Source organism: Pectobacterium sp. PL64, assembly GCF_022477975.1.
Lineage (GTDB): Bacteria > Pseudomonadota > Gammaproteobacteria > Enterobacterales > Enterobacteriaceae > Pectobacterium > Pectobacterium jejuense.
This window is the reverse complement of record NZ_CP092070.1, coordinates 1381581-1401112: the sequence shown is the minus strand read 5'-3', so window position 1 is coordinate 1401112 and position 19532 is coordinate 1381581. Positions and strand designations below refer to the sequence as shown.

Here is a 19532-nt window from a genome sequence, read left to right as displayed (position 1 = left end):
TGTGAGCGAACGTTATGCCTGCGAACGCGGATATTCTCGTTCAATAAACGCCGCAAAATCCTGGCACATCTTCTCGTCGCTCTGTTCATTATCTGCCAGCACGCGACTACCATCGACCACGCGAATACGTGCAGACAGATCGAAATCCGCAGCAGGCTGTGGACGACCCGCCGCCTGAGCCATCATCTCTTCTGCCTGTTGCCAGGCTTCATCAACCGTCAGATTACAGGCCTGCGCCAGATAAGCGGGATTGAAACCCTCACCGGTCAGGCTACGCAGCGTATCGTCATGACTGACGCTATTGCCCGGATGCCAATAGTGTTGCGCCAAATCAGGACCGATAGCCGGGTTATCAGTCAGGTAACCGTCACGTTGCAGGAAATAGCTGCGCGTCTGCTCCACCGCCATCAATGCCAGCAGATATCCCTGATAAGAACACGCCGACTCCATAGACAGCAGATGAGGGATCGCCAGCGTCGGGCGTGGGCTACCGCTAATACCCAAAATGCGCTGCTCAGTGTCACGCGCCAGTTTCGTCATCGCTTCCGGCGTACGCGCTTCGTCATCCCATGAGTAGAGTTGCCACTCAAAATACGGCACCAGCAGGATATGTCGCTCACTAAAGGCACGCATTGGCTGCTGCGTGCTGATATCCGCACGGATTAATTCATCAGGAATCGTCTCTCCCTGCGCATTCTTTGCATAGCGTTTTAACCAGTCGGCATCACCCAGCAGGCTGTCGCAGAACATGGACTGCGTTTCCGCATAAGCCATTGAAGTTGGCGGGAACTCCTGTGAAAAACAGGGCGCGTTCTGCCGAATATTGGCAAAATGCGCGGCGTGTCCACCTTCATGAAACAGCGTATTAATGCCGCTGGCACCGCTGCCAATTTGATCCGGCTTTGCCAGACTGGTGAAATTAATCCGCGCCGGAACCCATTTTCCTTCCTGCACAAACGGCGGCACGGGGCCATGCATAAAGCCGTTCTCGTATTTACCTTTGCGCACCAGTAAATCGAGCTGCATTTCTGCACCGTTAAACCCAATGCGCAGACGCTTAAAGCTGTTGATCCAACGCTCAAGCGACGCAGAGAAAGGGAAATAAGGATCAAGCTGGCGCGTCACATCGCCCGCGCTGGCATAGCGAATATTCCACGGCTGCAGCGCATCCTCACCCTTTTCATCCGCCAGATTTTTCAGGCTGCGAGTATTCGCTTCACGCGTTTGTTCTTCAAAAGGATCGAGGATGGCAAAAAGCTGCTCCGGCGTCATCCGCTCCGTCTTGTTGACCTTATAGTCAAAATAGTTGCGGTAGCCCATCTGACGAGCAAAGCGGTTACGCAGTGAGATCAGCTCTGGGAAGCCATTCTGCAACAGCCACTGTTCGAGATCGCGCAGCGCTTGCTGGGAACTTTGACGATAGGCTTCGGTATCATTGGTCGTCTGGTTGGTCAGCAGTTCTCCGAGTGAAGCGGAAACCCGTTCCCCCTTGGCATCCAGATGCGTCATTTCATAGGATTTGCGCTTGGCGTATAACGCACTTTCGGCGGTGATAATCTCATCCATCAACGCCTGAGCCTGCGGATCTTCAATCACATTGCAGTCGAAAAACCGATACCAGCCTTGTAAACCGTGCGACAACGCCTGCTGTTGCTCGTCACGCGGACTGTTTTCCAGTGTCGCAAGATGGGTTCTTAGCTCAGCCAGACGCTGCGGCTGCGAAATAAAACGCTTATATGCACTTTCTGCAGCGGAGAAACGCTCGGACACGTCATCGTTGCCCGTTCCCATATACAGTTGCCAAAACAGTTCTTCTTTCGCCTGATGAACCGCAAGATAGTCGCGATTCAAGGCGTTAAAGTAGTCCGCTACCTGTTGCATGCTATTCCTTCTCTCTTCAAATGACAGCCGTCTGGCTGCGTGAAGTGGCGCGATAAACCGCGTCCGAACTCGCTCCGGCAAACCAATCAGCCGAGGCGTTTCTTAATCGTGGCGACAGCCTGTTCCATTGTCGCCGCTTCGCCAGCGGCAACCAGACAGCACGCCAACTGCAGACGAATCGCCTGCGGTATGGCAATTTCCCCCGTCAGACACTGTACCGTCCACCGCGCCGTCGTTGCGGCATCCTTCGCAATCGGCAACGCATCGGGTGCAACGCTGATCTCCTGCCGAAGCTGCAGCACGTTGGTATTTTGCTGATGGATAAAATGAATTTCCGGGCAGCGCTGCGGATTGGCGTAAACCTCACCTTCCGTGCCGTGCATCAGAAGTGCACGCCCGTTGATGTCATTAAAAAACGTCCCCACGCGGGAAACATATTCAGGATGGGAAACGCTGGCGATGCGCAGCGCGTCGCTTTCACCAAACGGCGTCGCCACCTTAGCCAGCGTGTGGCTACTGTTACGCACCCCCATCCGCCAGCGTAGCTGTAGCTGGCGATCGATGGCCGGACATAATGTCGACACAGGGATAAATACCGGGCTGCCGTTATCAAGCTCCTGCTGAGCCTGCTCGGCACTCTCCGCAATTGTCACGCCGAGGTTACGCAAAATTTCAGCACTGGTGACACGGGTCGGATCGTCGCTGACGCCGTGAACCACGACCGGAAAACCCAGTTTTGCCAACAGCAGCGCCAACAGCGGCGTCAGGTTTGCCTGCTTCCGCGCCCCGTTATAGCTGGGCACCACGATGGGCATAGGAAAGCCCGCAGGCGGCGTCAGGTGCAACACATGCTCGTTCATCGCCTGATAAAAACCCAGCATCTCGGCTTCGGATTCGCCTTTGATGCGAAACGCAATCAGCAGCCCACCGAGCTCCAGCTCCGGCACGTCACCGCGCAGCATCGCGCTATACAGTTCATAAGCCGTTGCCTGATCGACATCACGCGCATGATTTTTCCCGCGCCCCACTTCTTTGATAATTTTGGTGTAATCCATGCTAGCCTCTTATTTTCGGCGACACAGTAAAGAACTTATCAATGAAAATAACATGTTTACCGGGTTTCTGGTCACTGTAGCGCAGAGGAAATTGCTATCGCGCTGCTTTTGGGCCAGCGGCAGGAACGCAATCCTTACTCCGCGCAGGAAAGTATTTATAGATGGTTTTTTCTGACACACCGACGACATTCGCCACCTGAAGGCGCGTTGCGCCTGTCGCTAACATCGCCTCGGCTCGACAAAGCATATCTTGCGTCATAAGCCGTTTACGCCCGCCGATGCGACCCTGCAACCGAGCGGCATCGAGGCCAGCCCGCGTGCGTTCGACAATCAGTTCCAGTTCCATCTTCGCCAGTGCGCTCATCACATGAAAGAAGAAACGACCCGCGGGGGTAGAAGTATCAATACTATCTGTCAGGCTGCGAAAATGAATGCCTTTCGCCTGCAAATTATGCAATGTTTTATTGATTGGGGATCAACAAATCCAATCGAACCAGCTAATGGTAATGCCACTATTCGTTTAGCCTCTGGAAAATAAAAATCTAACACTATTAAATCATTGGAGTTAATACTTTTCACAATGGAATTTAAATAAAATCATCTTCCATTAAAAAATCGGACGCTGTTGATACGTTTTGATACATCAACAGCGCCAAACGTTGAATGGCCTGCAGAACCTGTTAGTTAAATTATGCTAAGGACGGTGCATCCGGGAAAAAAACTTCATCTGAATTAATATCAACTCGACTGAGCTGTAAGCGGTAAGTTTTCCACGCTTTCAGCTCATTTTTTTCTTCTTCCGTTGCCAAGTTTAGCTCAACGGCATCGCTGAGTACCTGAATGCGCTCACTTGCTTGAGATAATCTGGTATTAAGTTCCACTTTTTTATTTGCGACTAATACTTGACGTTGAGCTTCCAGATCGGTTACCCATTGACCATCTACCCATTTATCAAATTCAGAGATCGGTACCAATAAAGTCTGATTGGCTTGCAATTCGCCCATATCCGTAACCTTATTGGGTTGACGGGTTTCCGTATTATAAACAGTCTGCCCACGGTAGTCAGATACGTGCTCCCACTGCTTTCCATCTGCACTACGCCTTAGAGCCAAATCTACCTGAGGAAGTTCTGGAACATCAATGTAACTACCAGCAGGCACACCTACACCAATAGGCAAATATTCATAATTCGCACGGATATACTCTCGGCTTGTTGGATGAGTCTGATAAACAGTAATCCAGCCCGCCTGAACGCTAAAACCTGATTCATTCATTTTTGCTGAGTTAACTTCAATAGAATAATTTTTCATTATGCTGCTCTCACGATGTAGTTAAATGCGATATTACGGGGGCGGACATACATACTTGCTTGCGATGCTGTTGCTAGATCGAACCGACCAGCACCACTTAATACTTTCACAGCATCCTCATTTATTTCTACAGGTATTTCCCCATTCAAATTTGAAGCAATAGTCGACAAGTTGTTATCAACATTATTATATAGAGATGCTAATGCTGTAGAGCTGATATTTGGATCTCCAACACCAACAATCGTTGCTTGCTGAGAGGTAAGTAGCCCTCTTCCCTTATCAATTTGTCGCCCATCATCCCAGCCACGAATAAATTCACCACGGAGATCTGGTAATATTCCAGCTGGATAAATTTGTGCTAATTTAGGGTAAATATTTTTATCAAATGTCTGCCCATTACATTTTAGCCAACCAGATGGCGCTGTCGTTTGCGGCCATGGCATTGGCATACCAACAATCTCATTAAGCGATAATGCCCCAATATCATCAGCTGTTGGCTTATCCTGATCGGTATAAATACGCGCCCACGGTTTTTCAAAACCGCTATTATCACGAGAGCTTCGATATTTTATTCCGCCATTAGCAAAGTCAAAATAGAATTGAGCTGCTGATGCAGAACCAGTATTTAAACCCATATGCCAAATTAGGGATGAGTGTGTACCGTTATCTTTTAAATACGCACCGGTCGGGCTATTCCATGCGAGGTCGCTGTCCTGATAGATAACACCTGATGACCCCTGATGAACATAATGACTATCGGCATCCGTTTTTGTTATAGCACCCACATCAGCAGCTGTCGGTACGCGTGACGAACTAAGTGCAATAACCCAAGGTGGGTTAATACCATCATCCCACTTCTGCCTCCAAGCGTGATCCCCTCTATGATTGATATATTCTTGTCCTACGAAATTACCGTGCTGAAAAACATGAAGCACACCATATCCGTATAATTTCTGCCCTTTATAAACAGGCATGTCAGAAACGGTATTGGGATCGTTTATCGCAACAACATAATCACCCGTTTTATCGCAGTTGGCGAAGGTCATACCATCACCTAACGTGCCACGTAATGTCACATTGTTGTAAAACGCAGTTTTATCAGAAATATCCGCGCCATTCTTGGCTTTTTCCAACGCCCCAGCAGCAAGATTAACCGTCTCAGTTAAACCGAGGTTTGCGGGAGTCAGCGCAATATTGGCCGTGCCATCAAACGGCACGCCGTTGATTGTACGAGGCGTTGCAAGTTTTGCCGCCGCCTGAGCAACTGCATTCGCCGGTAACGCACCAACATCAGCGGCTGTAGGTTTATTTTTCGTATTGTAATCACGTCTCCAGCCAGGAGAATAATCAACACCGTTATAGACATAAGTAAATTGTGCATTCGCTGAGTCGCTAAACCCAGCTGGTGTTGTTGAAGGCGTAGTTACCCTGATTGTCGTGGCATCGTGTTGCCCCATAACCTCAACAACAGAGCCAGCCAGTGGTATCTGACCACACTCTGTATCAGAGATAATTTTATTGTGGGTGTACGACCACGAACCACGACACACCCAATAAGCATGAACAAAAGCACCCTGACTTTCTAACCAGCCAATAAACTCAGCGGTTGTCCATAAACCGGCACTTCCTCCGATGGGGATCGAGGAACTGTATGCACGCGATGAACCAAGATTGCGGTTAAACAGTTCTCTATCCTGAATATCTGCACCGTTTTGGTCTTTCGCCAGCCTCGTTGCGCCGACTGAACGCACAAACGCTGTCGTCGCCACCTGCTGACTATTGCTGTCAGTTGCAGGCGTTGGCGCTTTCGGCGTGCCGGTGAAGGTGGGGTTCGCCTTCGGCGCATATTGCGTATGCGGATCGGCGGCGGCGGCGTGCGTCGCCAGATCGCTACCCGTTTTTTCCTGCTCTTTTTTCAAGTAGCTGGTACGACTGGCCAATTCTTTAGCCTGTCGGTTTGAAACACCGTCCGGTCCACCTACGACCGGATCTGACGTTTCGATTTGGTAAATGCCGTCAACCCATTGTGGGTTCTCTGACAAATTCGCCATGTTCAAGCGCTCCCATGATTGTAGTTACTGTCGTATATTGCCGTCCGGTTGTAGCGGATAGGCACTTCCCAATATTCGATACTGGCCAGATGACACCGTGCTGGGGCAAACATCCCAATGGCATTGCGCAGCATTCTGACCTGATCGTTGGTAATCGGTTGTTTTAGCAGTACGCGATAAACCGCCCACGCTGCTTTATCGCCGTGCACATAAAGGTTGTTGTAGGTGGCTTCGCCGTCGTAGCTCAGGCGGCCAATGTTCTCGATCAGCGTACTGTCACCGAAGCCGAAGCGGCGGATGATCTCTTTAATACTCCAAGGGGTACCTTTGCTTCGATGCAGATCGATAGCGGCCTTGATCAGCGCACGTTTAGAATCATCCGACTCCGCCAGTTCCCAGCCGTCGCCAAACAACGAGAACTGTTCTGCTAGCCAAGGCAATGCGCTGCCGTCAGTGATATCGATCAGATAAACCAGCAAGGCATTCAGATCGATGTCATCAAAGCGGTCGGCCAGCTCCGCCAGCGAACGAAAGCGAGCATCAGCCGCCAACGGCGGTGGCAACAGTTGCAGTGAATCAGCCATTCGACACCCCTACGACGCTGACATTGATACCCGTACAGTTCGCCCATTCACTGTCATCAAGCACTATCAATGACGGCGAAACGAGCTCCACCTGATACACGCCGGGGATGGATAACGTAGCGATAATCTGGCTTGGGACAATGTCGCGCCCCAACGTGGCAGTACGGGTTTCAACCCAGGCTTGCACCGCTTTCTCCGCAGCGGCCTGAACGACGCCAGCCTGTTCGCCGTTAAACAGCGTCAATTTGGCGCTGATGGCGTAATCCACCTGCGTGGGGGATTTGGCGGAAACAAAATCCGTCAGTGGACGCACCTGTTCGTCGGAGCAAAAACTTTCCACCAGCGAGAGCATGCTGCTGTCCGGCAGGCCAGTGCTGAGCAACGGATACAGCACCACTTCACCCGGTTCAGGCGACATCACCGTCACATCAACAATGTTTTGGTGTGCCCGCATCGCATGGAAGCGATACGCCAGTTTCGATCCCGCCGTGCTGAACGACTCCGGTGCCAGTTGAACTCGTTCACGCAGGCGATCGTCATCTTCCTCGGCGGAACCGCCGCTGCTCTTGGTGATATTGATGACGCTTAAATCGCTGTCGCTAATCTCATCCAGCAGCGTACTGATCTGAGCAGGCAGCCAGTCATTGCCCACATCGCCACTTTCGGTACAGGTCGCCAGCACGGTGACACCGCTGCCGTTCGCTCTTAGCAGCGCGTCGCTGTCAGTGGTGAAAATCACGCTGTCCGATGCACTAACGCGAGTACCCGCAGGAATCAGCAGATCGCTGACTAACGGCGTTTCAGGGGTAAAGCGAAGTTCTGCACGCGCCGGCTGCGCCGCCAAACGGTAGACGCCAACCAGTTCTGCCAGATAATCCAGCATCGGTGCACGAGCAAACGCAACCAGGTTCTGCTTGGCGGTTTCCTGGACCGCACTACGCAATAAAGTTTCCCGGTAGGCAAAGAGGTTAATCAACAGGCGTTCGGCCTGTGCCGGATAGAGTGTTTTCCCCGAATCAGCTTCATATTTCGCGATCATTTCGGCGGTAATCTTCGCCGCATCGCGTTCAATAAAATTGGGTTCTGTCAGCGCCATAACAACTCCGTGGTCTGTGTCGCGCCATTAGCGGTTTTCCAGCTAACGTGCAGCGTCAGGTGAGCCCCATTCACAGAAGGTTTAACCGCCAGTAGCTGGCAGCGAGGTTCCCATCGTTTGATCGCTTCTACCGATTCCCTGACGACATGCGGGATCGCACGATCGATCGGATAATCGAGATACAAATGTAGATTGCTACCAAAGTCAGGCCGATGTGGGTCGCTGCCGCAGGGTGTCCGCAGGATGATGTGAATCGCCTGCATGATATCTGCCGTTCCTTCGACGATGTCGCCAGAACGTTGCAGCGCCGGTTGCCAAAAAACAGATTGAGTTTTCATAGGGGGCTATTGTCGCCCCCGGTGAGAGGAAAGAATTGTAAAGCGGTTTAGGAAAATGCTAGTGCGAGTGGTGGTTGGAGTTGCCGCCGGCGTCCATGACGCTACCGCTGGCGCTGACGTTGCCGGAGATACTGACATCACCGCTGAGGCTGGCACCGCCGGAACCGGACATCCCGCTCTCGTAGGTGAGTTGCCCTTGCACCAGTAGCTTGCCAGTCACCGTCGTTTCTGGCGCATTAATAGTGACACGCTGAGCGTTAACCACCACGTCAGTCCCGCTGCTAATCGCAATATGCTGCACGCCGCCGTTGATCGTTAACGTATGCGTCCGGCGATCGTATTCAATATGCGCGCCGTCAGCGAACGTTACCGCCCTTTTGTCCTTATCTGCCAGCGTTGGCACATCAGTGGTAGAGTAAATCGCCCCTAGCACCAGGCCATCCTCGCCGTTGCCGTCCAGCAGAACTTCAACCTGTTCACCAATATCCGGCAACCAGTAATCCTTATTATTCTGCGTATTGCGCTGTAATACTGGCAACCAGGCCGTACGCAGATTGTCGCACTCTGGTAGACGAACGCGCACCATGACGCGAACCTCATCCACCGCACTGATCGTGCCAATTCGACGAGATAAACTCATAACCCTATATCCTTTTTACTCTTGACCGTCTGTGTTGTCTGGCTGCCATCTGGGTGGTAAGTCACCAGCGTTTTTCCGCCGTCCGATTTCCGCTTGCCCGCCGTAATTGGCCCACGAATAAACCCAATCTCCGTGGTGTAGCCACTGCCACGTTCCAGAGCATGGCGAGCCGATTCGATCAACCAATGGCCGGAAAGTTGGCCGAACGACACCAGTTCCACTTTATTACCCGCCGCCAACTGTGGGCTGCCCATCAGCGTCATCGACCCCTTTTGTTGCTTTTCGTTGTGCGCATCCAATGCGGCATCCGTTTTCATCCTCGCTCCAGAAGCATCCGCCGCGCGCACGTTAACTTTCAACGTATCCGCACTGGTCTCAGCACCGGCAGGCTTCATTTCGTTGTTCGCGCCACCGTTGGCTTCATAAACCATCAGTTTCTTTTCACTCCCTTTCTGATATTTCGTCTTGGCATTTTTATAGACGTGACTGATCGTGTCGCTCAGTGAAAAACGCGCGACGTCCGTTGGCTTAATTTGTCGAACAGACGCCTGATTGCGCAGTGTCGCCAGATGGGAAAAAATCAGCTGGTCGCTGACCACCTTCACGACATAGCCATATTCACTGGCGAGCCGCTTTAGAAAAGCGACATCGGTTTCCGCATATTGCGTAACGCGATCGATCTTGATGATTTGAATCTTCCCTACCAGCATCAACTGATGCTTTTTCGCGATACGTGTTGCAATCGCGGCTAACGTTGTATCTTCAAAACCGCGGTTTGATTTGGTTCGCAACGCACGATTGACCGATGTCGCAACGCCGCGAATCATCACTTCGCTCGGCGGTGAGCTCACCTCAATTTCATCAATCGAGAAAGTGCCGCAGTCAAACAGCATTTCACCGAGATAGCCGAGCTTGAGCGATAATGTATCGCCCGTACCGGGATACCACTTATCCATCCAGCGGCCATCAGTATCATCGAGCCTGACCTCGATCGAATCCGATTCATTCTTGATGCTATCGGTATACGTCACGCTGGTGACATACGGCGCGATATCATTGGTGATGTCTTTTTGCTGATACCACAACGTGAACGCCGGTTGCAGTACTTCCGACACGGCGGGAGAAGACAGGGTTAGTTCTTCCGTTAACGCAGCCATGGTGGGGTGTCCTCCGCTTTATTGGCCTCTGCCTGTTCAATAATCGGAATCAGCACCACTAGGCCCGATGGCAACAGCGGCACGATGGGGATATACGGGTTAGCCGCAATGATCCGCGGATAGCCGAGCGGATCGCCGTAATACCGGTAGGACAAGGTATCCCAACGTTCGCCCTGTGTAGTGATATGTTCAAGGTGCATATGCTTCAACCCTCTTCACGATTTCCGCCGTCAGTTTGCTCAGCGCAGGCTCAGCACCCTTAAATGTGTCGCTAGCGGCCTCAACATGTTTACTGATGGCTTCCAGCTTCTCGATAACATTCTTGCTGTCGACGTCCTGCAACAAGGTGGCAACTTGCTTGACCTGCTTCAGCATTTCATTCGCCGCTTTATTAACCGCTGTAATTTCAGGCATCATCTTCTCTGCCTGAACCGCCGTATCAGATATGGCCTCTGCCGCTGTTTTAAACGCCGGCACCACCTGACTTAACGGCGTCAATACATTCCCGACTTGCGTTAGCAGTCCGGGAATTTGCAACAGCGCGGTTTCGGGATTGTTCTTCATCCGTTTTACAATCTGAACGGTGGTTCTCACCGCCTTAACGGCAGATTGTGCCTTCTTGGCATACGTGACAGCCGTGCGTAGTGAAGCTGAAAAATTGCTCACTTTCTGGACCGCCGTGGTGATGGCGCTGACGTTAGGAACAGGGGTCTCTATCGCAGGCGGCTTGAGCGGATTTTTCGGATCGCCAATGTATTCTCGCAGCGTTAGCGAGGCATTCATGGCCAATACGTTGCCCTTCGCGTCGGTATGCTCGCTGGTCGAGGTCAGTGCCGTAATCACAAACCAGCCGCGATAATCCCCATTGCCGAAGACTAACGCCATTGCCTGATGCGCCCGCATCGCCTCCGTCAACCGTTTCAGCTCCACATCCGGCGTGCAGTACTGCTTGTGAAACACGAGACTAATAGTAATCTCGTCCAGTTTCGCACCGATGAACTGCAGACCGGGTTTACCTTCAATGCGGCCATGCTCGGCATAATCTGCGCCGAATGACGTATTAAAGCCGTCCCAGTAGGCGGTCACTTCAAATTCAATATTTCCTAATACTGCAAACATCAGGCGTACCCCCTGCGCTCACGCTGAGCGAGCAGCTTGTTCAACATATTTTCCAGTTCATTCATGCTAAGCGTCAGCGTCTTCGTCATTTCAGGCGTTGGCATCGCCTTCTGGCCGTTGAGATAAATGGTGGGTGAGAAAGCAACCTGAACACGCTCGGAAGGGGCTGCGCTGACTAACTTACCTTTCGCTCCACCGACAGTTGGTGTCAGTGCAACACGCTGTTGCGGGGTTGACGCAGTGTTCTCAGCCTTAGGTGATTCAATACGCAGTGTTGGTTCTAGCGACAATGCAGATACCGACGTAGGTTGCAGAACGGGGGGAGTCATAACATTAGCAGCCACAGGTTGGCCGCTAGCTTCGATAGAGACGGTTTTCGAGCCGATACCCAGAAAGTTTTTAACGCTATCGGGAATAAATTCGTCGATCGTTTTCAGGACGTTTTTTAGCTCGGGGAAATAACTGATCAGCCCCTTAACCAATCCATCAATAATCACGCCACCGAGTTCACTTAAACTACCGGGAAGTTGAATGCCCAATTCGCTGACAGTATCGGCGAAGATGGAATACAGCACGCCAAATGGCGACCAGTCGAGCAGTAAAGCAGTAATACCTACTACGCCACCAGATACCGCATTGCTGAGCGCCTCCCATCCCGCATTAAAAGCCTGACTGACTTGCGACCAGAGGTTTTTAAAGAATGCACTAATTGGTTCCCAATATCGGTAAATCAGGTAAACAGCCCCCACAATTGCCGTTACTGCCAAGCCAATCGGATTCATCAGCAGAATACGTGCGAATGCTCCAACTCCACCAACCAGCCGGCTCAAAAGCCCCCCAATACCTTGCAACACTCCGGTCGTTCTTAATCCCGCATTGAACAGCTGCCAGCCACGCTGAACCTGCAAAATACTTTCCCAAACGCTCAGTAAAGGCGATAACAGTGTAGTAATCCCCAGCTTCGCACCGCTCAATGCCATTCTGAACGCGAAGAAACCGGCCACGGCCATCACGATCCCACGAACCAATTCAGGATTCGCCGCCGTCCAGGTCACCAGTTGATCCAGAATAGGAATCAGTATGTCACTCAAGGAAACCAATACTGGCACCAGCGCTTCACCCACATTGAGTGCAATATTCATCACTGACGTTGTCATTCGATTCCAGCGCGCGGTCAATGTGTCATTCTGCCGGGCGAAGTCGAGACCCAGCGTTTGCGTGGCTGCCGGGCTGTTCATTCGCTGTTGGTTCGCTTGATAGCTCTGCCAGTTCTGCTTCATCGACATCGCATGATTCACGGCTTCTGGCGTACGGAATACCTCCTGTAACCCGTAGCTCCGCATTAAACTTTGCTGTGCGTCTACGTTGCCCGCTTTACTAGCCTTATCCCACAGTTGCTGGAATTGACTGCCTTTACTGTCGATGAATCGGTTACTAATCTGAACCGCAGCGTCGTACTGTGAATACCCACCTTTCATGTAGCTTTTTAGTGACGCGTTATAATCTACGCCCGCGTTGTAGTAGCTGTCGGCAATGTCAGTTCGTCCCACCGAATTAATGAAACTCTCCAGCCGGGCAGCCGTGTTCGCTTCTGTATCCGCGCCTTTTGTCGCGCTCAGGCTGGAAACCAACTGACTCAACGCCTGATTGCCCGTCGCCCCCATCGCCGTAAACCCAGGAGCTAGCGCAGTCGCGTATTGCGTCATCGACGCCATGGAGAAACCCTGCTTAGTGCCCGCTAGCATCCGGGAGAAGGATTCCTCCAGCGCCTTAGCACCTTTCAGGTTAAACACGTCATCTAACGTGGCCGAAAGTGCAGTAAGATCGGACAGCGCCGCGCCAGAGGCCGTTGACGTTTTCCCTACAACTGCCGCAACATCCGTTGCCTGATCCGGTGACATGCCGTAAGCAAGCAGTTGCCCGGCACTACCGAGCAATGCATCTGGCTTTTGGTTCACCTGTTGAGAAGATTGACGCAGTTTCTGCCCCATCAATTTTTCTTGCTCACTCGATATCCCATGAGCAACGCTGATGCCACGCAACTGCGCCTCAAACGACGCATAGCGTGTGACCGACGCCACAATCGGCTTCATGACAGAATCAAACTGCGCACGCTTAGTCTGAAAATCCTCGGCGAGTTCACTCCGACGGCTACGTAGCGTTTCCTGACGTGACTGGATACTCTCCAGCCGTTCCTGATTGGTTACCAATTTACTTAGTGACTGGCTCAATCGGGACGTCACTTGTGTGCTACGCAAACTGACATTGCCAAAACGCTCCAGCGACTGATTAAACAGACGCTGCCACTCCTCAGCTTGTTTGAGTTTATCGCTAAGTGGCTGCAGCGATTTTTTTGTGTCATCCAGCGTGGCGCCAAACGCCCTGCCCAGCATGACACCGTTTAAAAGCATATCCACGGTTCACTCTCATTCAGAAAAGCCCCTTGCGGGGCGGATCGGAGACGGCGGCTTGCGCCGCTCCAGTGGTGGTTTCCCCATCACAAATAGGGAATAAAACGAGGAAAAGGACGGGTGATAAGCAGGAGAAGAGGACAGGTGGTGAGGGAGCAAAACGGCCAACGTCCTGTCGCTGGCCGGGTTAGGGTGGATGGTGGCCTAATTAATCCTGTCAGTAATCAGTCTTCCTTACCGTTCTCACGTTTTATCTGTTCGCTGGCTTCATCCAGCCAGCGTTCAAAGTCGTCCAATTCCAGCGCATCAATCTCACTCGGCTGAAAGCGAAACCACCTCGCCAGCAGGGCCTGCGCTTTCCACAGCAGCGCCGGCTGCGTTATCCAACCCAAGTAGCTGCTGAAATCGTTTTTGCAGCGCCATATAGTCCTGCGCGTCCATCTCATCGATGTCTTCCGGCACCAGACCGGTCATGCGCGACAGCAGCGCGTCGTCCCAGTTGCTTGGGTCATCGCTGATTTTTTTCACCGCTTTGATGTCTTTGACTTTCAGACGCTTGAGCGAAATGGACTCCACGCGCTGGCCAGCAGAGGTGGTGTAAGGGAATTGCAGAGAATAGGTTTCAGTGTGCATAACGGCTCCTTAGTAAATGTCGGGAGCAGTATCGCGTGCGGCGAGGAATAACGATTTTAAAGTAAATTAGAAAACGAAAGGGGCGGGCATAAAAAAGGGGCCGAAGCCCCTTTCATTACGATAACGCGAACATTAGTAATTAACGAGGCAGCTCGTCTTCAGCAAAAAAGCGAACAACACAGTCACTAAGTGGATAAGCAACATCGCTCAAAAAGAAACCGGCCGCGATCTGTTCATCATCTAAATAACTCTGATCACTCTGATCAACCTGGCCAGAGATCAAACGGGCTACAGATGCCGAGTCCGCACCAGCACGGCTGGAATACGGCAGAGAAAAACCAGCTTCTTCTCCTGCATCCAGAATGTAGACATCCTCACGGCACTGGAAATGAATATTATTTTCCAAATCGATAATATCAAATACTTTTGCTGACATCGTCACCTCACTGATTGATAGAAACGCCCGCCCCACTGGCGGGCCTGGAAGATAAATTAACCGCCGATATTGGCGCGGTAGCTGTTCAGTTGATCCACGCCGCCAACCATAAAGATGTTGGACAGGTAATCCAGCTCCAGCAGATCTTCACCGTTCATCACCTGCTTGATGTAGGTGCAGCTGAACGCGCTGCTGAAATCCGGGTTTTCGTGCTGCTTGAACGTACCCAACGGATTCTTTTTGAACATGATGGTCATGTACGTCACCAGCGGTACTTCTTCGATACGGCCTTGTGAGCCATAGCGTTCCACGCTGGAGCGACACTGCAACGCCAGCGACTGGTAAGGATTCGCCGCCGCCAGCATCGCTTCGCGGTAGAAGGAGTTCCACTTGATCTCGCCTTCCAGCTTGTCGAAGCCCGCAGGCAGTTCGATCTTGCCGACCATACCCAGCGCTTTGTGCTCCTGCATGATCATGGAGACATCCGGCAGTTTGATTTCCTGCGCACGCCCCAGCAGGTTGGTACCGTTGATGTAGATGTTGGCGTTGGTAATACGGTTTACTTCAATTTTCCCGGCCATCAGTTAGTGCCCTCCAGCGTTACCAGGTATTCCGAGGTGATCTCCGTCTCAAAGGTCAGACGCTCAAGCGGCGGCGGCGGAGTGAATTTGTAGTTAAGCAACAGGTGCCCTGCCGCCAGCTCGGTTTGCTCGTTACGCGCAGCATCGAACCAGCATTTGAAGCCCAGCAGCGCGCCATCACCGATCAGCTTGCGACCGTAAGCGTTGACGGATTCCACCAGCGCATCGATCAGCGCCTGATTGATCGGCATATCGATGTACTGCTGGCTGAAATAGCGAATGGATTCGTTAATCACATCGCCAGTACGACGCACGTTTTCAAAGTTCTTCATATGCGTCACGGTTGGCCAGGCGGCGGTGCGGTTGCCCCACAGACGCAGGCCGGAGCCGTAGCTGTTGAAAATGGTGCTGATACCCTGCTCGTTCAGCAGGTTCACTTCACTCTGCGGATCGTCAATCATCGCGGACAGCTGGCGCTCTACGCCGGTGATCCCTTTGATTTCCTGATTGGACGACGACCACCAGAAACCTTTTTCCAAATCGACTTTGGCACGCAGACCCGCAGCACGCGCCGACAGCGGTTCCAGACGTTCGCTGTTGGTTTCCGCGTCGTACACTTTTACGTGCGGATAGCACAGACGAGCGCGTTCAGAGCTGGTGTTGAAGTTGATCGTGCCTTCTGGGCCACGACCGCTCAGCGCCTGCGCAAAGGTAGTACCGATTGGCGCATCGATATAGGCAATCGCGCCCAGCTTGTCGGCCAGCGAAATCAGCTCGGTCGTTACGCTATTTTGCGTACAGAACACCGGCGAAATCAGAATCTTGGCAAAGAAGCCGTACAGGTTGTAGGTATCGTTCAGCAGCTTCATACCGGTGCGTTTGCCCGCGGCGTTGATGCTGCCGATGATATCGGCGGCAGTCACTTTCGTGACATCAGCAAAGTCGTAAGACGCGCTGACCACAGCGGTAACATCGATGTTTTTACCCAGATTTTTCAGTACGCCGGTTTGTGCATCCAGCGTATAGTCCTGACCTTCGACAAACGGCTGACCGCCTTCTGCCGCCGTCAGCACCAGCTTGGCAACCACACGGTTCGCGAGTTGCGCCGCACCGGTCGCTTTGTCAAAAGTGACTTTTTCTGCGCTCACAGACGATTTATGTTTCGCCGGATCCAGCACGTTAATGACCAGAACCGTACCCGCACCATGATCGTAAATTGCATCCAGCGCCTGCGGGATGGTATAGCCGCTGAACTGGCCACCAAACTGTGCTGCGTCTTTTTCGGACAGGCACAGCGTAACGTCATTCACCGCACCCTGCGGCGCCGTACCAATCAGCCCAATCACCGCAGATTTGACGGTTTTCACCGGACGAGCACCGGTTTCAACTTCAATTGTTTCTACACCATGTAAATAATTAGCGGCCAAGGGTCACCTCCGTTGCGCTATCAGCCAGAACCTGATCCGCGACAGGCAGCAAATAGCCCAGCGCGATCAGCGTTTTCACGTACTCATGATCTGCCGGCAGTTCAGTCACCTGAGCGGGCCAAAGCAGAATTTCCTGACCATCTGCCAGCGTGACGCCGCTGGCGGGGCCGGTGTAGCGGTATTTCATGCGTCTTTCTCCTCATAATTAACCGTGGTAAGCAGCGGACCATCCGTCTGCTCTCGGTCTTCGATAAAAAGGGTTTCTGTGGTGTAATCGATGGCGTAATGCCAGCGTCCTTCGGTGTAACCAACGTAGCGGTCGCGTACTAGCCGAATACCGCGATGACAGTCAGGCAGTCGGTATCCTCCCAGCGCCTGACGGACGATATCGAGCGTGGCCAGCACGCCGTCTTCGCCATCCAGCTCCGGCAGCAGCACGGCAACCATCAGCTGTGGCCGCTGCGTCTGAACCGGAGAATCCGCATCTTCCGGTGCGGAAAATTCGGAACCGCGATACCCCACCAGCACATCGCCAGGTGTCAGGAGATCGGGTCCAAGCAGAATGTTTTCTGGGCAGGACGCAATCCGCCGTGCAGGTAAGTGCTGCTGGAGGCGGGCTATCACCGCATCGATAATTGGTCTGGTATTCATATCCGTTCACCCGCTGTGTTAATGGCGCACTGTTTTGGTGGCACATCGTGTTGATGGCGCTAGTATCCGGATAATGATTGGCTGCGGCTTTTAATCTGTTTTAGAAAAAACAGCGAAGTGATGTATTTGAAGAAATACGGATAACACACTGAGAAATAAAAATTATTTCGATAAAAAAAACGCCAACACAATCGTGCTGGCGCAAAGAAATATGACGATACTGATAACGCGCAAAGACAGAAGAGAAACCCATGCGATGGGATTACCGATCCCAATATTTTTCTGGTCGGGCAATGCCAACCATACCGTCAACCGCATATTCCACGACATCCACACCAAGGCGGGTAAGATTCGCCAGCCAGACGCCGCCCACCTCCTTGGTCAATACGGCCATCTTGCGATCGGCCAGATAATCCAGTGCGTGACGCAGCTCCGGCGCTGATGCATCGGCATACAGCCGCTGCATCAGCGCTAGCAGGAACATTTCATTCGCGGTGTAAGGCCGCGTTTTATTTAATGCGATAAGCAAGTGCCAACGCATCGATTCCTGTCGGATACGCTGCGTATCAGCCATGATTGCCTCCTGAATACCGCTGCTGCACCAATTCCAGCTTGTTATAAAGCGCATCCAGCTTGGCTTCGATGACCGTCTGACCACGGATGTAATCCTCACGTCGCACGTAAATCAGCGGTAAGTCAGCACGAAATTCCAGAAACTCGCGCTCCAGTCGCGTCCAGCCTTGCTCGCTCTTCTGGCGTGCATTTTCCAGGGCGGCAAAACGCTCGTTCAGTCGCTTTTCAATCTGCGTGAGCAGAATCCGTCCGGCAGCAAACAGGAAACTCATAAACGACAATAGCAGGCCGACCAGCGACCAGAATTCCACTTCAATCTTCACGTGTTACCTCCCCTGCCTGTTGTAGCGCTTCGATGTAATCCAGCAGCGCGTTAACCTGTGCGCTCAGCGCCTGATAGCGCTCTCCGTTGTCGCTGATGTTGGCGAGAATATCGCGCTGGGAGACGCCTGAAGGTTGTAATTCGGCGTCAGTGGTTGCGCCGAAACCGGACGCTGCGCCAGTGCGGCGGGCAGCGGCGGTAATGTCTGAGGCACCGTCGGCGGACAGACCGAAAGCGGCGTTGTAGTGCTGCACGAAGCCACGAGTAAACACGCACTGCACAGGCTGAATTTTGCCTTTTTCGTCAATGTATTGCTGAGTAACATGGTCGATTTTCCGTTGCAGAGCGGCGTTATCCGCCGCCAGTTTCTGACGCGCTGCGACATAGCGCTGTTCGAGTTGATTCCCACGCTCTACCTGCTGCTGGTATTGCTCCGCCGCTGCACGTAGTAGCTGGTTCTGGGTTTCGGCCTGCTGCTGCTGTAGCAAGTTGAATGCTGCCTGCTGTTTCGCCAGCTCGGCATCCCCCAGTGCCTGCGCCAGTTGATAACCCTGATGACGGCCAGTCAGATAGACCGCGAGTAGCAACACCACGACAAGCAGGACGGCGACCACGCGTGGAGAAAGAAAGGATTTCAGGCTATTGAGAAACAGACTATTCCACACAGCTCGCCCTCCCCCAGCTCAAATACCGTGGCGCCAGCTGATGCAAAATACGGTCGGGATAATGGCGATTTTCACGCCAGTTGGCGGCACTGCGTCCTGCATTGACGGTTTCCACATGACCAAACCATCGGAGTATGTCCTTCTCAGCGATCTTCGCGCGTTGCTTATCACGCTGTAACCAGCCAAGACCGCCGTTGTAGGACGACAAGGTCATTGCCATGCGTTCACAGTCATTACTGGCGCTGATGCGCGTCCACAGCCAGCGATCGTAGCCTGTCAGAGCACGGATAGCCCAGGCGGGATTAAACGGTTGATTAGCGCGAAGTTCAGGGACGATACCGCTAAACCAGTCGGCGGTGGTCGGCATAAACTGCGCCAGCCCCTGCGCACCGACGGGTGAAACGGCCCGAGGATTCCAGCTGCTTTCCTGATGCAACTGCGCCGCAAAGTCAGCAATCGGGGCATTCATGCCCCAATCCAGCCGTGCGCTGCGGATCACATCACTGCGGTACGCCTGCGCGGCACGAGGGATCGTGTCGGCGCAGACCGTCGCGCTAAAAAGCATCGGGCTAACAAGCAGCGTGATGAGAAGGTGTCGCATA

24 protein-coding genes and 1 pseudogene are annotated in these 19532 nt (G+C 52.6%); 1 reads left to right on the top strand and 24 read right to left on the bottom strand.

Annotation, left to right across the window (positions count from 1 at the left end):
• Window positions 1–12: 12 nt before the first annotated feature.
• From HP572_RS06040 to HP572_RS06030, 3 genes and pseudogenes are all read right to left on the bottom strand, one after another.
• On the bottom strand, window positions 13–1881 hold the full coding sequence (locus HP572_RS06040) for a M3 family metallopeptidase (protein ID WP_240585075.1): 1869 nt from the start codon (window positions 1879–1881) through the stop codon (window positions 13–15).
• An 86-nt stretch (window positions 1882–1967) separates the two neighbouring features.
• Window positions 1968–2936: a DNA-binding protein YbiB gene (gene ybiB / locus HP572_RS06035; protein WP_240585074.1), complete on the bottom strand. Its 969-nt coding sequence runs from the start codon at window positions 2934–2936 to the stop codon at window positions 1968–1970.
• A gap of 94 nt (window positions 2937–3030) precedes the next feature.
• Window positions 3031–3384 (bottom strand): annotated as a pseudogene (locus tag HP572_RS06030) (recombinase family protein); the annotation flags it as partial.
• A gap of 177 nt (window positions 3385–3561) precedes the next feature.
• On the opposite strand from HP572_RS06030, the gene HP572_RS22995 reads away from it, so the two are divergent.
• On the top strand, window positions 3562–3624 hold the full coding sequence (locus HP572_RS22995; RefSeq protein WP_371745324.1) for a hypothetical protein: 63 nt from the start codon (window positions 3562–3564) through the stop codon (window positions 3622–3624).
• Window position 3625: 1 nt separating this feature from the next.
• Here the strand turns inward: HP572_RS22995 and HP572_RS06025 are convergent, their stop codons facing one another.
• The 21 genes from HP572_RS06025 to HP572_RS05930 form a co-directional block, all read right to left on the bottom strand.
• The gene (locus tag HP572_RS06025; protein WP_240585073.1) at window positions 3626–4246 is read right to left on the bottom strand and encodes a tail fiber assembly protein; all 621 of its coding nucleotides are present in this window, start codon (window positions 4244–4246) and stop codon (window positions 3626–3628) included.
• Window positions 4246–6297: a phage tail protein gene (locus HP572_RS06020; RefSeq protein ID WP_240585072.1), complete on the bottom strand. Its 2052-nt coding sequence runs from the start codon at window positions 6295–6297 to the stop codon at window positions 4246–4248. Before HP572_RS06020 ends, HP572_RS06025 begins: the two co-directional genes overlap by 1 nt.
• Before the next feature lie 2 nt (window positions 6298–6299).
• Window positions 6300–6881, bottom strand: a complete 582-nt coding sequence (locus HP572_RS06015) for a phage tail protein I (protein ID WP_205550978.1) — start codon at window positions 6879–6881, stop codon at window positions 6300–6302.
• On the bottom strand, window positions 6874–7977 hold the full coding sequence (locus tag HP572_RS06010; RefSeq protein WP_240585071.1) for a baseplate J/gp47 family protein: 1104 nt from the start codon (window positions 7975–7977) through the stop codon (window positions 6874–6876). The genes HP572_RS06015 and HP572_RS06010 overlap by 8 nt, the downstream gene beginning before the upstream one ends.
• The gene (locus HP572_RS06005; protein WP_095699143.1) at window positions 7968–8315 is read right to left on the bottom strand and encodes a GPW/gp25 family protein; all 348 of its coding nucleotides are present in this window, start codon (window positions 8313–8315) and stop codon (window positions 7968–7970) included. The genes HP572_RS06010 and HP572_RS06005 overlap by 10 nt, the downstream gene beginning before the upstream one ends.
• Before the next feature lie 58 nt (window positions 8316–8373).
• Window positions 8374–8955, bottom strand: coding sequence for a phage baseplate assembly protein V (locus HP572_RS06000; RefSeq protein WP_205550982.1), 582 nt, complete (start codon window positions 8953–8955; stop codon window positions 8374–8376).
• Complete coding sequence (locus tag HP572_RS05995) at window positions 8952–10112, bottom strand: phage late control D family protein (protein ID WP_240585070.1); 1161 nt, start codon at window positions 10110–10112, stop codon at window positions 8952–8954. Before HP572_RS05995 ends, HP572_RS06000 begins: the two co-directional genes overlap by 4 nt.
• Entirely contained in the window at window positions 10100–10312 is a 213-nt protein-coding gene (locus tag HP572_RS05990; RefSeq protein ID WP_205550985.1) for a tail protein X, read from the bottom strand. The genes HP572_RS05995 and HP572_RS05990 overlap by 13 nt, the downstream gene beginning before the upstream one ends.
• Window positions 10302–11231 carry a phage tail protein gene (locus HP572_RS05985; protein WP_240585069.1) on the bottom strand — a complete coding sequence of 310 codons (930 nt, stop codon included), beginning with the start codon at window positions 11229–11231 and terminating at the stop codon, window positions 10302–10304. Before HP572_RS05985 ends, HP572_RS05990 begins: the two co-directional genes overlap by 11 nt.
• Entirely contained in the window at window positions 11231–13642 is a 2412-nt protein-coding gene (locus HP572_RS05980; RefSeq protein ID WP_240585703.1) for a phage tail tape measure protein, read from the bottom strand. Before HP572_RS05980 ends, HP572_RS05985 begins: the two co-directional genes overlap by 1 nt.
• A gap of 224 nt (window positions 13643–13866) precedes the next feature.
• Entirely contained in the window at window positions 13867–14010 is a 144-nt protein-coding gene (locus HP572_RS22990; protein ID WP_371745323.1) for a GpE family phage tail protein, read from the bottom strand.
• Window positions 13955–14275, bottom strand: coding sequence for a phage tail assembly protein (locus HP572_RS05975; protein WP_039287185.1), 321 nt, complete (start codon window positions 14273–14275; stop codon window positions 13955–13957). The genes HP572_RS22990 and HP572_RS05975 overlap by 56 nt, the downstream gene beginning before the upstream one ends.
• Before the next feature lie 139 nt (window positions 14276–14414).
• On the bottom strand, window positions 14415–14711 hold the full coding sequence (locus HP572_RS05970) for a 2Fe-2S iron-sulfur cluster-binding protein (protein ID WP_240585068.1): 297 nt from the start codon (window positions 14709–14711) through the stop codon (window positions 14415–14417).
• A 56-nt stretch (window positions 14712–14767) separates the two neighbouring features.
• Entirely contained in the window at window positions 14768–15292 is a 525-nt protein-coding gene (locus HP572_RS05965) for a phage major tail tube protein (protein ID WP_225586214.1), read from the bottom strand.
• The gene (locus HP572_RS05960) at window positions 15292–16719 is read right to left on the bottom strand and encodes a phage tail sheath subtilisin-like domain-containing protein (protein WP_240585067.1); all 1428 of its coding nucleotides are present in this window, start codon (window positions 16717–16719) and stop codon (window positions 15292–15294) included. Before HP572_RS05960 ends, HP572_RS05965 begins: the two co-directional genes overlap by 1 nt.
• On the bottom strand, window positions 16709–16906 hold the full coding sequence (locus tag HP572_RS05955) for a hypothetical protein (protein ID WP_010281040.1): 198 nt from the start codon (window positions 16904–16906) through the stop codon (window positions 16709–16711). The genes HP572_RS05960 and HP572_RS05955 overlap by 11 nt, the downstream gene beginning before the upstream one ends.
• Window positions 16903–17370 carry a Gp37 family protein gene (locus tag HP572_RS05950; RefSeq protein ID WP_240585066.1) on the bottom strand — a complete coding sequence of 156 codons (468 nt, stop codon included), beginning with the start codon at window positions 17368–17370 and terminating at the stop codon, window positions 16903–16905. Before HP572_RS05950 ends, HP572_RS05955 begins: the two co-directional genes overlap by 4 nt.
• Before the next feature lie 262 nt (window positions 17371–17632).
• Window positions 17633–17944, bottom strand: coding sequence for a hypothetical protein (locus HP572_RS05945; RefSeq protein WP_240585065.1), 312 nt, complete (start codon window positions 17942–17944; stop codon window positions 17633–17635).
• On the bottom strand, window positions 17937–18266 hold the full coding sequence (locus HP572_RS05940) for a hypothetical protein (RefSeq protein WP_010281034.1): 330 nt from the start codon (window positions 18264–18266) through the stop codon (window positions 17937–17939). The genes HP572_RS05945 and HP572_RS05940 overlap by 8 nt, the downstream gene beginning before the upstream one ends.
• Window positions 18256–18930 carry a hypothetical protein gene (locus HP572_RS05935; RefSeq protein ID WP_240585064.1) on the bottom strand — a complete coding sequence of 225 codons (675 nt, stop codon included), beginning with the start codon at window positions 18928–18930 and terminating at the stop codon, window positions 18256–18258. The genes HP572_RS05940 and HP572_RS05935 overlap by 11 nt, the downstream gene beginning before the upstream one ends.
• Entirely contained in the window at window positions 18920–19531 is a 612-nt protein-coding gene (locus tag HP572_RS05930) for a transglycosylase SLT domain-containing protein (RefSeq protein WP_240585063.1), read from the bottom strand. The genes HP572_RS05935 and HP572_RS05930 overlap by 11 nt, the downstream gene beginning before the upstream one ends.
• Window position 19532 lies beyond the last annotated feature (1 nt).